We start from the raw sequence: 13,606 nt of genomic DNA, 5'->3' as shown, positions 1-13,606 counted from the left end.
CAGCGTCGTGAACACCCCTGCCGCGCTGAGGCGCTCGACCGCCTGCCGCTTGATCCGCCTGAGGTCGGCGTTGCGGTGGTGCTGGTGGGTCGACAGCTTGAACCCGTCGAACTGCAGGTAGACCTCGAAGCGGTCCCGGTGCTTCTCCAGGAACCCGACCAGTGCGTCGTCCCGGGCGACCTGGATGCCGTTGGTGTTAATCAGCACCCGGATGATGTCCCGCTGCATGGTGGCCTTCAGGATGTCGAGGAATTCCGGGTGGATGGTGGGCTCACCCCCGCTGATCATCAGCACGTCGAGCCGGCCGTTCTCCCGCTCCAGGCGCTGGTCGATGTTGTCCATGACTTCCCGTGCCGGGACGATGCCCGCCAGATCAGGCGACGACCCGGCGAAGCAGGTGGGGCAGTTCAGGTTGCACTTGTGGATGATCTCCTCGAGCAGGATGCAGGTGTGCTGGGTTTGCAGCTCGCCGAGCCCCTGGAGGTAGCCGGCGGGGACCGGCGTGAAGTTGTTCGGGGTATCCGGGCCGTGGACCTTGGTCGGAGCCGTCCACTTCTCCAGGTAGGTGAGCATTTCCGGGTTCTCGTCGTACATCGTGGTCACCTTGCCGTGGACCGGGCACCCCCGCACGAGCCAGACCCTCCCCCCGGCCTCGGCCAGGTAGCCGGAGAGCCGCTCGACCTGGTCCAGAGGCCGGAAGGGGTCCTCCTCGTGGCAGTGGGGGCAGAACGCGTTGACGTACCGGCGGATTCGGTCCTCCCGCAGCGGCATCCCCGCGCTCACGCCGGCTCCCCTGCAGGGCGCATCTTCGAAACGCCGCCTGCATAGGCGCCCCGCGAAATCTGCCGGTAGAAGTACCCCAGCAGCAGGATCGTCGACGGGATCAGGAACAGCTGTGACCCGCTGAGTCCCGACCACATGACCTCGTTGCCCCGCACAAACTCGACACCGAAACGGAAGACCGCGTAAGCGAGCAGGTAGATCTTGAACAGCTCGCCGGGCACAGGTATGCGGTCTCTCAGGCGCCACAGCACGGCGAAGATCACCAGCTGGAAAGCGATCTCGTAGAGGAACGACGGGTGCATGGCGACACCCGGGTCGACGCTGCCGGGGAGGCGGGCCGCCGTGGATGCGTCGACGGAGATGCCCCAGGGAAGTGAGGTGGGGGTCCCGATCTGCTCGGTCAAAAAGCAGCCGATCCTGCCGACCGCCATCCCGAGGGCGATGCCGGGGGCGAACAGGTCGCCGGTCTTCCCCTGGTAGCCGACGATCTTCTTGGTGACCAGGGCCCCGATGTAGGCGCCGGCCAGGCCGCCGAGGATGCTCTTGCCGCCGTCGACCAGCGCCCCGAACAGTGTGGGGTCCGGGCTCAGGCGGACGTACTGCCAGACCGTGGCGAGCTTCGCTCCGACGGCGCCGAACAGCAGGGTGCCCGCCATGACCGCCACCAGCTCCTGGTCCAGCCGGGCACTCCGCCGGGCCTCATAGACCATCACCAGGACCGCGGTCAGGATGCCCAGGGTCAGAAAGAAGGAGTGGGTCGGCACATCCAGGCCGCCGATCGAAAACAGGGTTGGTAGCAACGTGTCCCCTTGGGCTCGAGAAAGCCAAGCTAGCAGCCTACGTCTGTTTGGGCCAGACCTCTACTCGACGGTCAGATCCAGCAGGTGATATCCGGTGGCCCCGGACGGATGCGGGCGGGAGCCCTCGGCGGTCTGGACATCGCCCTCCCCGTCGACGGCACGCACCATCACCCGGACCTGGCCGGTTCCCGACTCCAGCTCTGCGGCCCACAGCCGCCAGGTGCGGTTGGACAGCTCACGCTTTAGCACCGCCGGCTTCCAGGTCTTTCCCCGGTCGGTGGAGATCTCGACCCGGCGGATGCCCCGGTCCCCGGCCCACGCCACGCCGGCCAGCCGGGCGCCACGCTTCACGGTCGCGGTGTCGGACGGGACGTCGAACCGGGACTGGGTCTTGACCTGGGCCTCGTCGCTCCAGCCGCGGACCATCCAGTAGCCCTGGTAGTCGACGTCGACCGCCTCCACCTCGGTCAGCCACTTCACGTTCTTCATCCCGTAGATGTCGGGAACGATGATGCGGGCCGGGAAGCCGTGCTCGGTGTTCAGCGCCTCGCCGTTCATGCCGAAGACCAGCAGGGTGTCGCTCTGCATCGCCTCGGCGAGCGGCACCGAGTCCGAGTAGCCTTCGGCCCCTCTAAAGACGATGTCGACGATCCCGTCCTTCAGCCCCGCCCGCTCCAGCACGTCTTTCAGGCGCACACCCCGCCAGATGGCGGTGCCGATCAGGTCGCCGCCCACCGTGTTGGAGATGCAGGTGAGCGTGTGGGCCATCTCGACGACCTCGAAGTCGTTCTGCATCGATGTGTAGTCGAGCGAGTAGGGGTTCTCGACCAATCCGTGGATCTTGAGCTTCCAGTCCAGGTGGTCGACCACCGGCTTCACGATGTTGATGTCCACGTTGTAGAAGTCCTCGACCGAGGTGATCTCGGGGCTGTGACCGGGGATGAGCGGGAAGTCGCCGCCGTCGGGGACGGAGTACTTTTGCGCCGCCTCCACGATCTTGACCTTCGGCGTGTTGCTCCTCTTCAGCACCGCCCGCAGCACGCTGCCGCCGGCGAGCAGGATGCCGAGGCCCCAGCCGGCCCGGGTGACGAACCGCCGCCGGGACCGGGAGATAGCGTCCAGCGGGGTCTCGTCGCCCTCGACCCGTCTCGGCTCAACCGCCGCCAGCAGCGGGATGTCCAGGACCACAACGGCGAAGACCAGGGCCGCCGCCGCGTAGATGACCACCTCGACCAGCGACAGGCCGCCGACGTCCCCCAGGGCGAGGAGGATCGAGCCCACCAGGGTCGCCAGGCCGACGGCTATCGCACGACGGGCCTTTCCGGCGTCACTATCCGCCCTGTAGATCCAGGTGGAGATAAACCCGGCGGCGATCAGGACCGCAACGTTCACACCGATTCCGAAGCCCCGAAGGGCAAGCGGGCCGAGGCGCTCGATCATCAGGGTCGAGAAGTCGCCCGGGACCACAGCCAGGACCAGCGCGGCGATTCGGGCCGGGGGGTAGGAAACCAGCGGGAGCAGGCTCTGGGCCCCGAAGACCACCAGGAGGGCGGAGCCCATGGCGACTACGCCCTTTAGGAAGATGCTCCTGCGGCTCATGGGGTCACTCGGAGCTCTGCAGCCGTTCCCGCAACTCGCGTGCGCTCGGGACGCTTGGGCCGTAGATCGTGCCGGGCAGCTCGTGCACCGTGGCGGTGACCCCTTCGACCGTCACCTCGGCCTCCAGGGGCACCGAGGTTTTGACCATTGCGATGCCGAAGCCGTCGGAGACGCTGGTAACCGTGCCGGCCGGGGCGCCTTCGTAGGTGATCTCGCCCAGCACCGGCTCGCCGGTGAACGACAGGTGGCGGAGGCGCTTCTTGACCCGCCCCCGCTGTGCCATCGCCACGGCCTCCTGCCCCAGGTAGCAGCCCTTCTTGAAGTGGACCGCCCGTTCGAGTGCGGCCTCCTGCGGGAGGTAGCCTGCTTCGAGGTCGCTTTCGAACGCCGGGGCGCCGGCTTGAACTCTCATCACCTCGTATTCGTGACGGGAGGCCGTCCGGACGTTACATCGTTCCAATAACTCGAGAATGTCCGGCTTGCGGTTGGGGGGGACCCAGATGTCCAGGCCCTCCAGAGGCGGCGCCAGGGTGACCAGGACCGCAGAGCCGACGCTTAGGTTGGCATGGGGCTCGGGCGCCAGCGGCTCGGTGAGCTCCAGCCCGTTCGCCACGGTCGACATGGCGTGGGGGCCCAGAACCCGCAGGATAGTGAAGTCGTCCGTGACGTCGTGCACCTGGACCTTCGTGGCGAAGATCCGCATGGAGAAGAAGTCGTACAGCGCCTGGCGGTCGCCGCCGTCGGCGTCGGCCAGGGCCCCCTGGGCGTTGGCCAGCACGCGGAACACCGAGGTGATCCGGCCCTTGGGGGTCAGCAGGAGCGCCTCGGCGCCCTCGCCCGGGTTGAGCTGCTCCAACTGGTTGCTGAGCAGCTGGTTCAGGAACCACAGCGCCTGGGGGCCGGAGAAGCTGAGCTTGGGACGGCCCTCCAGCTCGTACATAACTGCCGGATGCTCGTTCATTGCAATCTCCTTAGGTATCCACGATAGCGCCCTACCGAATCAAGGCGAGGTAAGTTCAGGGCGGATGAATGAGCTTGACGTTATCGAGGCGGTGCTGCTGGGAATCTTCCTGGCGGTTCCGCTCTGGGGGGTGTTCGACGCGGCCCGCATCCCATCCGATGCCTGGGAGAAGGCGGGACGCAGCAAACGGTTCTGGATTGCGATTCAGGTCGTCACGCTGTACATCGGAGCGGTGGCGTACATCGCCGGGGTCCGGCGCGACGTGCGGTTCTTCCTGGCGCCGCCGGCGCCCGACTGGGAAGAGGTCGACTAACTTCGAACGCCTGCGGCCTTTTCGACCGCCAGGGCGTATGCAGGGCCCACTCCCCCGCCCTCATGCTTGAAGTAGCAGTACACGTCGTGGCCGGCATCCAGGACCGTCGACACCTTGGACGCCCAGCTCTCCAGCTCCTCCTCGCCGTACTCCTCCTTGCGAAGCCGCAGGTAGACGTGCGGCGCGGTGATCGGCACCTCGGTAAGCGCCAGATCGTCGGTGTCGGCTCCGCAGTAGGCGATGCTGTTGGCCGCCAGGATCTCCTTCGGCTCGTCCGCCCTCCACGACTCGTGCCGGAACTCCATCGCGTAGCGGGCGACCGGGGGCAGGACCGCCGCGAAGGACTCCAGCTTCTCCCGCTCGTACTTGAAGTTGGGCGGGAGCTGGAAAAGGATCGTGCCCAGGCGGCCATTCAGGATCCGGGCCCGGCGGACGAACTCGGCGACATCCTCCTCGCAGTCCACCAGCCGCTTCCAATGGGTGATCCGCTGGGACGCCTTCAAGGTGAACTGGAAGCCGTCCGACGACTGCTCCTTCCAGGCCTGAAGCGTCGACTCCGACGGCAGGCGCCGGAACGAGTAGTTGATCTCCACCGAGCCGAGCTTCGACGAGTAGTACGCCAGCATCTTCTTGTCGGTCGTGCCCTCCGGGTAGAAGGGGCCCTTCCACTCCTTGAAGGCGAAGCCGGAGGTGCCGACGAACAGCTTCCCGCGCTCGGTCATCAGACCCTCGATGAGGGGCAGATGTCGCTCAGCACGCAGTCCCCGCACTTCGGAACCGGCGCCTTGCAGACCGCCCGGCCGTGCTCGATGAACAGGTAGCTGAGCTGGAACCACTTGTTCTTGGGCACCAGGGCCATCAGGTCCTGTTCGATCTTGACCGGGTCCTCGTTGGTGGTCAGGCCGAGCCGCTGGGAAACCCGCCGCACGTGGGTGTCCACCGCTATCCCCTCGACCTTGCCGAACGAGTTTCCGAGCACGATGTTCGCGGTCTTGCGGGCGGCGCCGGGGAGGGTGACCAGCTCGGCCATGGTTGACGGAACCCGGCCGTCGAACTTCTCCAGCAGGACCCGGGCGGTCGTCTGCAGGTTCTTCGACTTCTGCCGGAAGAAGCCGGTGGGCTTCACGTCCTGCTGCAGCTCGAGGATGTCGGCCGAGGCGTAGTCCTCCAGGGTCGGGTACTTGGCGAACAGCTTCTCGGTGACCTTGTTGACCATGGCGTCGGTGCACTGGGCCGAGAGAATCGTTGCAAACAACATCTCGTGGGGGTTCGAGAAGTTGAGGGCGCACTTGGCGTCCGGGTAGGCCCGCGTGAGGCGGCGGTAGACGATCGGGAACCGGCGCTCGGCCGGGTCGGTGCGCTTGGGGCGGGGGGCACGCGGGGGCTTGAGGACGGGTGCTTCGGGCGGAAGGGACATCGCACAATTGTACGGCGAACGGCAGGCGTTATTCGGGGGCGGCCAGGGTCCTCATGAAGCCGGCGAACTCCTTCGACATGCGCTCGACGAACTCCGCCTGCAGCGTCTTGAGCTGGTCGATGCGGTCCCGCTGAGCGTTGATCATCTCCTCCAGGTACACCGCTGCGTTGGAGTTGCGCTGCTCGGAGGCGTAAAGCCGGTCCTCGAACTCGTCCAGGATCGTCTGGGTGTCGATCGAGACACCGGCCGTGGTGCGGCTCTCCTCGAGCTCCTTCTGGATCTGGAGAACCTCGAAGCTCATGTCGCTGCGGGCGGCCTGAAGTTTGGCGTCGAACTCCTTCCGGAGCTCCTCCATAGCGTCGGCGGAAGGCGGAGCAACCGGCGTCACGGCCTCCTCGGGTTTCGGGACGACGATTGCCTCCAGGGCGCTCTCGATGGTGGTTCGAAGAATGTGGATCTTGGCCTCGATGGCCTGGTCGCTCTCGCCGGGGCGGGCGCTCAGCCTCTCGACCTGCTCTTCGAGCTGGCCCATCCGGGTCTCCAGGTCGGCCCGGCCCCCGGCCTGGTCGATGTCGCCCAGCACCTGCGCAATGCTGATCACCGAGCGGTTCTGCTCGGACTCCAGCTCGCGCTCGGTCTCCTGCGCCGCCCGGCGGACGTAGCCGTCTCGCAGGGCAATTCGCAGGCGGGGGCCCAACAGGTTGTCGTTCTCAGCGCTTGACATGGGTTGTCAAAGATAGGGCACGAACACCTATTTCCGGCGGATTTGTAACGCTCAATGCAAGCCCGCGTCTAAGCCGCCATGACTTCGGCGCTAGACCTCGCGGCGGCCAAACCGGCCGGAACCCGCTAGGTATGCGGCAGTCGATCACTCGTCCGGCCATCCGCTTATTCGCTGCCGCCATCTCGGCGATGCTCCTGTTTGAAGGCTCTGCATTCGCAGCCGCCGGCGAGCCGCTGATTCCTGCTCCGGTCGCCGGGAGCCCCGACCGGCTGCCGTTCGGCCCGGCGTTGGAGCCCGCACAAGCGGCCTGCGCCGTCATAGAGAGCCCGAAGATGGCCGACTACTTGATCGGCCGGGCGTGTCCGCCCGAGGGGTTCCCGTACCAACCGGAGCTCGTCGAGGTCCCCGGAGGCCTCCGGATGACCGACCCGAAGGGCGCCTGCTCCTCGGGGTCGTTGCCTGCCACCACGGCGGACTTCGACTTTGCCGCCGCCTGCCGCACCCACGACTACGGCTACGACCTACTGCGGTACCTTGAGCTCAGTGGCGGCCGAAGGCGGGCCGTCGATGGGTTCTTCCTGCACGATATGCAACTGGATTGCGCCGGCCGGGTGGAGGAGGCAAAAGAGCATTGTCTGACCGCAGCGAGCCTGGTTCACAAGGCGATCAAGACCTCGTCCCGGATCCGCTCCTACAGCATCCCCTGGGGGGCCCTCCAGGCGTGACGCCGGGTCCCCGGCGCCTGCTGTTCGCCTTCCTGTTGCTGCTCGCCGCCTGCTCGGACCCCGCCAGCATCAGCACCGGATCGGGCGGGGACGCTCAAAGCCCGCTGTTGGTCCTGGGACTTTTCCTCGCCGCCCTGGCGATCGTCGTCGGAATAGCTGTGCTGGTGCGCCGCCGGCGGTCCGGACCGGGAGACAACCCGTGAAGTCCCTGAAGCTGCTGGTCCGCACTCACCCCTGGTTCACCGCCTTCAGCGCGGTCTACGCCGTCGGGCTCACGGTTTTCGGGTTCGGGCCGTTTCCCGTGCGGGCGCTCACCTACCTGGTGATCGTGCTGCTGGACTTCGTCGTGGTCGCCGCCCTCAACCGCCGGAGGCCGCTCCCCGGATGGCTGCTGTGGAGCCTGTCGGTCTGGGGGCTCATGCACATGGTCGGCGGGCTGGTGGGCTGGGAGTCGTCCCAGAACGGCATCGTCTACGGAATCTGGCTGATCCCCAGGGTCATTCGTTACGACCAGCTGACCCACATGATCGGGTTTGCGGTGGCAACCGCCGCCTGCTGGTTCGCCCTCGACCTGAGGACGGTTGCCGATGCGCCGGCCGGCGGGAAGGCGCTGATGGCCGGGCTGATGGGCATGGGCCTCGGCGCACTGAACGAGGTGGTTGAGTTCGCATCGATCTACGCAGTACCGGAACAGCAGGTGGGCGGCCTGGAGAACATGGGTTGGGACCTCATCTTCAACCTGATGGGGTGCACACTGATGGGTCTATGGTTGGGACTGGTGCCTCAAAAGCGCCCCGGGGCGAACCCCGAGAGGGTCGTTAGATCTTCGACCGCTGAGCCAGAGCCGCTTCCACGGCCGAGATCATCTTCTTCGGCGTAGTGACCGTCAGGTGGGCCACCTTTTCCGAAAGGCCCTCGGCATCGGACGCAGTGCCGGTCACGAGGACCACCGGTATACCGTCGAGCGTACCTTCGCCGGCCAGGATGCTCACCATGTCAACGCCCTGCTCGGGCAGGCGGGTCAGGTCGACCAGAAGCAGGTCCGCCTCCACGCCGGCCACCTGGCGGTGGGCTTCGCCCTTCGGCTCCTCCACCCACGGGACACTGAACCCTCCCTGGCGCAGTTCACTAACCCACGGACGGCTTTCTTCCCAACAAAGTACGGCAACTCTCATGGTCACTGAAGTCTTCCTCGCTGGTCGGAAAGGGGCCGGAGTCCGGGGCCCGAAATCGAATGTCGTTACTCCAATGATATCGCTCAAGGGCGGAAAAAGGATCGAGAGCTAAACTGAAGGCAGGCTTGGAGGCCGTATGGCCCCGGGACCGTAAAGGAGGAGCCCCATGCGTGTAACCGTCCGCGACCTTTCCCGATACAAGAGCGAGCACAAACGTTTCACGGTGCTGACCGCCTACGACTACCTGACCGCGTCGATTCTCGACGAGGCCGGCATCCCGGTGATTCTCGTCGGGGACTCGCTGGGGCAGGTGATACTCGGGTACGAGAACACCCTGCCTGTGACCATGGAGCAGATGTTGCACCACACCGCGGCCGTCGTCCGGGGCACGAAGACCGCCATGGTCGTGGCCGACATGCCGTTCGGCAGCTACCAGGGCCGGGTCACCGACGGCTTCGCCAACGCAGTCCGCTTCCTGAAGGAGGGCGGCGCGCATGCGGTGAAGATGGAGGGCGCCCGCCTGGAGTTGACCCAGACGCTGGTCGACCACGGCATCCCGGTGATGGGCCACCTGGGGCTGACCCCGCAGTCGGTTCACGCCCTGGGCGGTTACCGGGTCCAGGCCCGCACCCAGGAGTCGGCCGACCGCCTGCAGTCGGACGCCCTCAGCATGGAGAAGGCCGGCGCCTGCGCCCTGGTCCTGGAGGCAATCCCCGCCGATGTAGCCACGGCGATCAGCCGGTCGCTCACCATCCCGACGATCGGAATCGGCGCCGGGTCGGGGTGCGACGCCCAGGTGATGGTGATCACCGACCTGCTGGGCATGGGAGCGGGAAATGCGCCGAAGTTCGTGAAGACCTACGCCAACCTTCGGGAGACGATCACCGGAGCGGTCCAGACGTTCAAGGAAGAGGTCGAGTCGGGCGCCTACCCGGACGAGCAGCACAGCTACCAGTAGTAAGGCTCAGATGAGCGGGTGAAGCGTCTTTATGTAGGACGAAAACTTCTCTGCCACCTCCCCGGCGAAGTCCTCGTCCAGGGCCGGGTATTCGATCACCTCGGACACCCTTCTCCAGCGGGAGGCCATTGGGCCGATCGCCTTTCCCGTCTCGGCGGCCCCCAGTTCGGCGCCCCAGGAGGACCTCTCGTCTACCAGGCGCTTCAGGATCCGATCGTTGCGTTCGGCGTCCTTCGACTCTAAGTGCAGGCCGATCTCCAGGCATTCTTTGTGGCCCGGCGCCCAGGTACGGGACAGCCACTGAACCTCGAAGTGCACGGCGGGGTCCGAGTACCAGATCTTGATCAAACGGCCGTTGCGTTCGGAGTTGAAGTTTCTCAGGGCCGGGCCTACCATGCCCCTTACTTCATCGTCTATCTGGTCGAAGAAGGCTCGGGTCATGAACCAAAGATATCTGAGCGGTTTCTTTCCGGATAGACGCGGAAAACTCCCAAGCCCTTCCTATACTGATCGCCCGAACAGGGCGTCTCATTATCGGTCGGAGAACGCTATGGGAGTATCCGAAGAAGAAATCCGCGACTTCTCGAATCTTTGCCGCGGCCTGCCCGCTGCACGGGGCGTCTACGTGCAGACAGACTACGTAACGAACCTTTTCCTGACGGTCCTCGACTACCGGTCCAAGGCCGAGAGCGTCCGCGCCGCCCTGCTTTGCTACCGGGACCGCTGGTGGGACGAGATCCGGGACCTCGAGAGCCTGAAGGCGTTCCTCGCCCGCTACCCCGACACCCCCGAGGGCAACCACAACGCCGGCTCGGCCCTGTGGGGCTTCAAAGCTGCGCGCCGGGTGAAGGAGCTGCGCAACCTCATCCGCTACTTCGAGGCCCGCGGCGTGGTCAACCAGGAGTTTCTGAACCACTGGGCGCGCTCCAGCCAGTACCGGGACTTCATGGGCCGGGTCAAAGGGCTGGACCTGCACGTCTACGAGGCCATCCTCACCCGCCAGGGCTGCGGTCCGATCAAGCCGGCGCCGCACCTGCGCAGCTTCATCTGCGATGCGATGCAGCGAAGGGTCCCCGACACCGAGCTGACCGACGTCGTCGAGCGGGCTTCGCAGATGCTTGGAATTTCGCCCCGGGAGCTGGACCGCCGGATCTACGAGTACGAAACCGCCTAACCGGGTTCGGCAGGGGGCGCAGCCGGCGCCGTTTCCATCGGAGCTGGGTCAACGATATCCGGCTTGACCGGCCAGATCAGCCGCTGGGCGACCCCCAGGCTTCCCACAAGAATCGCCACCGCTGCCAGAGCCGGCATCCCCTGGGCCGGGCTGAAGTTGCCCCACTGGTGCAACCCGGTGTTGGTCCCGATCTCGAGAACCGCCCCTCCAAAGATCGCCGCGGCCTCCCAGGTGCGAAGCGACCCGTAGGCGAACCCGATCATCGCCAGCAGGGCGACGCCTACCATCATCGTTCGTCCGCCGGCCGTCAGCCCGGGGAGCACCCGCCAGCCCTCGTCGGCGAAGGCGTCGGTGAAGACTGCGTTCTCGGCCGTCCGGCACCCGGCCGAGGCTACGCACGCCCGGGACAGCGCCGGGATCACCTTGACCTCCATGAGGACGGTCCCGGTGAAGATTACGGCCCCGATGACTCCGACCGCAGCTGCGGCGTTGGTCCACAACACCGGCGCCTTCTTCGCCACCTCGGTGCGCAGCACCAGGATGGCCGCCAGTGCCAGGAACCCTCCGACGCTGAAGGCGAAGTGCACCTGGGCCCACGCTGTGGCCTGGGCCGCCAGGCGTTCGATCTGCTCGGCGGAGCTCACGCCGGCCAGGCCGGGGTGACGACCGCTCAGGTAGACCGCCATCGGGATCAGCGGAAACCCCAAAAGGCTGACCACCTTTGCCGCGACCAGGGCCCGGGCCGCCGCCGGGGTCTCGGGTTCGGTCTCCAGCAAGGCGTCCACGCCGCCATCCTCCCCCAACGTGCCCGACACTGCAAGATCCGTAGCCCAATACTGTTGGTATACGCATCATTAAACTTGACAGGATTGCTATCAAGTTTTATCTTTCGAAAACGGTCAATGAACCCGAAAGGAGGAGCAGCAATGGAAGCTTCAGTGGCAAGGCGTTGGGACCCCCTGCAGGACCTTTTCCAGGTGGGCAGCGAGGTGAGCAGGCTGCTCGGAACCGCCGAGTCGGCGATGAAGGGAACCTGGTCGCCGGCCGCCGACATTCTCGAGACGCCCGACAAGTTTCAAATCATCGTCGAGCTGCCGGGCATAGACGTATCCGACGTCGACATCACCGTAGAGAACGACGTCCTCACCCTCCGGGGCGAGCGGAAGTTTGCCGAACCGCAGGAGAAGGAGACCTACCGCAGGGTCGAACGGCTCTACGGCGCATTCGGGCGCCGGATTGCCCTCCCCCCGAAGTGCGACTCAACCAAGATCGACGCCACCATGCGGGCCGGGCTGCTGACCATCGAAGTGCCCAAGATGGAACAGGCCAGGCCGCAGCGCATCGAGGTTCGCGCCACCGAGTAACAGCGGCAGGCCCCGCACACGGATCCGGGCCCAGCCCGGATCCACTCGCGTCTAGGCGTTGCCGTTCAGGATGCCCAGCGCGTCCGGCAAGTCCTTGACCCCGACCGTGGTGACCGCCTCTTCGGGCCGGCTCAGCTCCCGAAGCTCGCTCTCGGGCACCAGGAAGACGTCGGCATCGGCCTCCTCGGCGGCGATCAACTTCTCCTTGAGGCCCCCCACCGGACCGACCACTCCGCTCAGCTGAATGGTGCCGCTGGCTGCGATCCTTCGGTCCTGGGCGACGTCCTTGGCGTCCAGCATGTCCGCGATGATCAGCGAATACACCAACCCTGCCGACGGGCCGCCGATGTTGCGGTCCTTGAACTTCACCTCGAACGGCAGATCCACATCCAGGTCCTTGGTGGTGGAGATGATCCCGACGCCGGTGTTCGTCGAGTTGAAACCTTTCAGCCGGCCGCTGGTCACCGGGACGGTGAGAGTCCTGGACCCCCTCTCGATGGTCATCTCGAACGTCGTGCCGACCGGTTTCACCGTGGTGAACCCGATGAGATCCGAGACAAGCTTGATGGGGGTGCCGTCCACGGCGACGATCACGTCGTTCACCTTAAGCTTCCCGTCGGCCGGCGAGTCCTTCACGACGTCGATGATCTGCGCCCCCGAGCCGTTGGTCGTCACCTCCATGCCCACCGCCTCGGCGGCTGCTGCGGCGGCCGACTTCTGGCTCTCCTCGAACACCCGGCGCTGGCTGCGCAGGTACACCTCCTGGGATACGTTCGCCGGCAGCACCTCGGTCAGGGGAAGCATGTCCACCTCGTCGTTGAAGTACGAGGCGGCCGCCCGCAGGGCGTTCGGTTGGGTGATCGTGACGGCCACCAGGTGGTAGCTGCCGCTGAGGTCGGTCACCGGCACGCCGTCGATCTCCACGTCCTTGGTGACGTCGACCGGCGGCGCCGGGGCGATGATCATCACCGGGGGCTTGTACAGGGCCGCCGCGATCGGCAGGACCACCGCCAATGCGCCCAATATCACCCCAAGATTGCGCTTTTTTCGGGGGGACTGACCCTGTCTCGGCTGCCGGGTCTGCAAAGAGCGGGCAACGTCGGAGATGGAGAGGATTCCGGCAACCCGGCTGCCCTCCAGCACGGCGGCCCGGCCGGGCGGCATCCGGAGCTGGTCGATGACGTCGACCACCTGGGAAGACCCGTCCAGGGCCATCGTTTCGACCATGATGTCGGCGATCCTGGTCTCGACCCTGGCCCCCGCCGGCACCGCCGCGGCGACGCGCAGCGGAAGCATCCCCTTCAGATCCCCGTCGTCGACCACCGGGTAGACCGAGTGCGGCGTGACCCGGGCGAGGTTCAGGAATTCGTCGACCGAGGTGTCGGAACGGAACATCACCGGGTCCCGGGTCATCAGGTTGCGGACGGTGAGGTCCTGGAACGCCTGGCTGACCAGGGCGTAGTTCTTCTCCGCCTCCGCGGCCTGCAGCAGGAACCACCCCATGACCAGGGACCAGACCGCGCTGACCGGCGAACCCACAACGAGCCACAAAAGGCCGGTGCCCATCAAAAGCAGAGCGAACAGCCGGGCGATCCGGGCGGCGGTGACCGTGG

At 66.1% G+C, this 13,606-nt stretch carries 18 protein-coding genes; 7 read left to right on the top strand and 11 right to left on the bottom strand.

Annotation, left to right across the window (positions count from 1 at the left end):
* From VFV09_03690 to VFV09_03675, 4 genes are all read right to left on the bottom strand, one after another.
* On the bottom strand, positions 1-771 hold a 771-nt coding region (locus VFV09_03690), incomplete at its 3' end, for a radical SAM protein (protein HEU4866811.1).
* An 8-nt stretch (positions 772-779) separates the two neighbouring features.
* Entirely contained in the window at positions 780-1,583 is an 804-nt protein-coding gene (locus VFV09_03685) for a prolipoprotein diacylglyceryl transferase family protein (GenBank protein HEU4866810.1), read from the bottom strand.
* A gap of 60 nt (positions 1,584-1,643) precedes the next feature.
* Positions 1,644-3,182 carry a molybdopterin-dependent oxidoreductase gene (locus VFV09_03680; protein ID HEU4866809.1) on the bottom strand — a complete coding sequence of 513 codons (1,539 nt, stop codon included), beginning with the start codon at positions 3,180-3,182 and terminating at the stop codon, positions 1,644-1,646.
* A gap of 4 nt (positions 3,183-3,186) precedes the next feature.
* The gene (locus VFV09_03675; GenBank protein ID HEU4866808.1) at positions 3,187-4,143 is read right to left on the bottom strand and encodes a hypothetical protein; all 957 of its coding nucleotides are present in this window, start codon (positions 4,141-4,143) and stop codon (positions 3,187-3,189) included.
* Positions 4,144-4,207: 64 nt separating this feature from the next.
* Here VFV09_03675 and VFV09_03670 point away from each other — a divergent pair, with 64 nt between their 5' ends.
* Positions 4,208-4,456 (top strand): DUF2516 family protein, encoded by a 249-nt coding sequence (locus VFV09_03670; GenBank protein HEU4866807.1) that lies wholly within the window; start codon positions 4,208-4,210, stop codon positions 4,454-4,456.
* Here VFV09_03670 and VFV09_03665 read toward each other — a convergent pair.
* The 3 genes from VFV09_03665 to VFV09_03655 are packed head-to-tail and all read right to left on the bottom strand — an operon-like array spanning position 4,453 to position 6,597.
* Positions 4,453-5,178, bottom strand: a complete 726-nt coding sequence (locus tag VFV09_03665) for a DUF72 domain-containing protein (GenBank protein HEU4866806.1) — start codon at positions 5,176-5,178, stop codon at positions 4,453-4,455. The genes VFV09_03670 and VFV09_03665 overlap by 4 nt on opposite strands.
* Positions 5,178-5,873, bottom strand: a complete 696-nt coding sequence (gene nth, locus VFV09_03660) for an endonuclease III (protein ID HEU4866805.1) — start codon at positions 5,871-5,873, stop codon at positions 5,178-5,180. Before nth ends, VFV09_03665 begins: the two co-directional genes overlap by 1 nt.
* Before the next feature lie 28 nt (positions 5,874-5,901).
* Positions 5,902-6,597, bottom strand: coding sequence for a hypothetical protein (locus tag VFV09_03655; protein ID HEU4866804.1), 696 nt, complete (start codon positions 6,595-6,597; stop codon positions 5,902-5,904).
* 188 nt (positions 6,598-6,785) lie between these two features.
* Between VFV09_03655 and VFV09_03650 the strand changes: the two genes are divergently transcribed.
* From VFV09_03650 to VFV09_03640, 3 genes are read left to right on the top strand one after another with little or no spacing between them, the layout of a single operon-like run.
* On the top strand, positions 6,786-7,322 hold the full coding sequence (locus VFV09_03650) for a phospholipase A2 (protein HEU4866803.1): 537 nt from the start codon (positions 6,786-6,788) through the stop codon (positions 7,320-7,322).
* Positions 7,319-7,525, top strand: coding sequence for a hypothetical protein (locus VFV09_03645; protein ID HEU4866802.1), 207 nt, complete (start codon positions 7,319-7,321; stop codon positions 7,523-7,525). The genes VFV09_03650 and VFV09_03645 overlap by 4 nt, the downstream gene beginning before the upstream one ends.
* The gene (locus VFV09_03640) at positions 7,522-8,202 is read left to right on the top strand and encodes a DUF2238 domain-containing protein (protein HEU4866801.1); all 681 of its coding nucleotides are present in this window, start codon (positions 7,522-7,524) and stop codon (positions 8,200-8,202) included. The genes VFV09_03645 and VFV09_03640 overlap by 4 nt, the downstream gene beginning before the upstream one ends.
* On the opposite strand, the gene VFV09_03635 is transcribed toward VFV09_03640, so the two are convergent.
* On the bottom strand, positions 8,141-8,416 hold the full coding sequence (locus tag VFV09_03635; GenBank protein HEU4866800.1) for a hypothetical protein: 276 nt from the start codon (positions 8,414-8,416) through the stop codon (positions 8,141-8,143). The genes VFV09_03640 and VFV09_03635 overlap by 62 nt on opposite strands.
* Before the next feature lie 247 nt (positions 8,417-8,663).
* On the opposite strand from VFV09_03635, the gene panB reads away from it, so the two are divergent.
* Positions 8,664-9,455: a 3-methyl-2-oxobutanoate hydroxymethyltransferase gene (gene panB / locus VFV09_03630; GenBank protein HEU4866799.1), complete on the top strand. Its 792-nt coding sequence runs from the start codon at positions 8,664-8,666 to the stop codon at positions 9,453-9,455.
* Positions 9,456-9,461: 6 nt separating this feature from the next.
* On the opposite strand, the gene VFV09_03625 is transcribed toward panB, so the two are convergent.
* The gene (locus tag VFV09_03625) at positions 9,462-9,896 is read right to left on the bottom strand and encodes a hypothetical protein (GenBank protein ID HEU4866798.1); all 435 of its coding nucleotides are present in this window, start codon (positions 9,894-9,896) and stop codon (positions 9,462-9,464) included.
* 109 nt (positions 9,897-10,005) lie between these two features.
* On the opposite strand from VFV09_03625, the gene VFV09_03620 reads away from it, so the two are divergent.
* Positions 10,006-10,629, top strand: coding sequence for a hypothetical protein (locus VFV09_03620; GenBank protein HEU4866797.1), 624 nt, complete (start codon positions 10,006-10,008; stop codon positions 10,627-10,629).
* On the opposite strand, the gene VFV09_03615 is transcribed toward VFV09_03620, so the two are convergent.
* A complete protein-coding gene (locus tag VFV09_03615; protein ID HEU4866796.1) occupies positions 10,626-11,414 on the bottom strand; it encodes a hypothetical protein in 789 nt (262 codons plus the stop codon). The genes VFV09_03620 and VFV09_03615 overlap by 4 nt on opposite strands.
* A 141-nt stretch (positions 11,415-11,555) precedes the next feature.
* Here VFV09_03615 and VFV09_03610 point away from each other — a divergent pair, with 141 nt between their 5' ends.
* The gene (locus VFV09_03610) at positions 11,556-11,993 is read left to right on the top strand and encodes an Hsp20/alpha crystallin family protein (protein ID HEU4866795.1); all 438 of its coding nucleotides are present in this window, start codon (positions 11,556-11,558) and stop codon (positions 11,991-11,993) included.
* Positions 11,994-12,044: 51 nt separating this feature from the next.
* Here VFV09_03610 and VFV09_03605 read toward each other — a convergent pair.
* A partial coding sequence (locus tag VFV09_03605; GenBank protein HEU4866794.1) for a PDZ domain-containing protein occupies positions 12,045-13,606 on the bottom strand: 1,562 nt, incomplete at its 5' end.

The organism is Actinomycetota bacterium, from assembly GCA_035759705.1.
In the GTDB taxonomy this organism is placed as follows: domain Bacteria; phylum Actinomycetota; class CADDZG01; order JAHWKV01; family JAHWKV01; genus JAJCYE01.
Note: the sequence above shows the minus strand (reverse complement) of the source record. Positions and strands in the feature narration are given on the sequence as shown.

Excerpts from the sequence above, each read along its gene's own strand:
- VFV09_03650 (HEU4866803.1), top strand. The coding sequence starts at position 6,786 with ATGCTCCTGTTTGAAGGCTCTGCATTCGCAGCCGCCGGCGAGCCGCTG.
- VFV09_03655 (HEU4866804.1), bottom strand. The coding sequence starts at position 6,597 with ATGTCAAGCGCTGAGAACGACAACCTGTTGGGCCCCCGCCTGCGAATT.
- VFV09_03670 (HEU4866807.1), top strand. The coding sequence starts at position 4,208 with ATGAATGAGCTTGACGTTATCGAGGCGGTGCTGCTGGGAATCTTCCTG.
- nth (HEU4866805.1), bottom strand. The coding sequence starts at position 5,873 with ATGTCCCTTCCGCCCGAAGCACCCGTCCTCAAGCCCCCGCGTGCCCCC.
- panB (HEU4866799.1), top strand. The coding sequence starts at position 8,664 with ATGCGTGTAACCGTCCGCGACCTTTCCCGATACAAGAGCGAGCACAAA.
- VFV09_03665 (HEU4866806.1), bottom strand. The coding sequence starts at position 5,178 with ATGACCGAGCGCGGGAAGCTGTTCGTCGGCACCTCCGGCTTCGCCTTC.
- VFV09_03680 (HEU4866809.1), bottom strand. The coding sequence starts at position 3,182 with ATGAGCCGCAGGAGCATCTTCCTAAAGGGCGTAGTCGCCATGGGCTCC.
- VFV09_03625 (HEU4866798.1), bottom strand. The coding sequence starts at position 9,896 with ATGACCCGAGCCTTCTTCGACCAGATAGACGATGAAGTAAGGGGCATG.
- VFV09_03620 (HEU4866797.1), top strand. The coding sequence starts at position 10,006 with ATGGGAGTATCCGAAGAAGAAATCCGCGACTTCTCGAATCTTTGCCGC.
- VFV09_03610 (HEU4866795.1), top strand. The coding sequence starts at position 11,556 with ATGGAAGCTTCAGTGGCAAGGCGTTGGGACCCCCTGCAGGACCTTTTC.
- VFV09_03675 (HEU4866808.1), bottom strand. The coding sequence starts at position 4,143 with ATGAACGAGCATCCGGCAGTTATGTACGAGCTGGAGGGCCGTCCCAAG.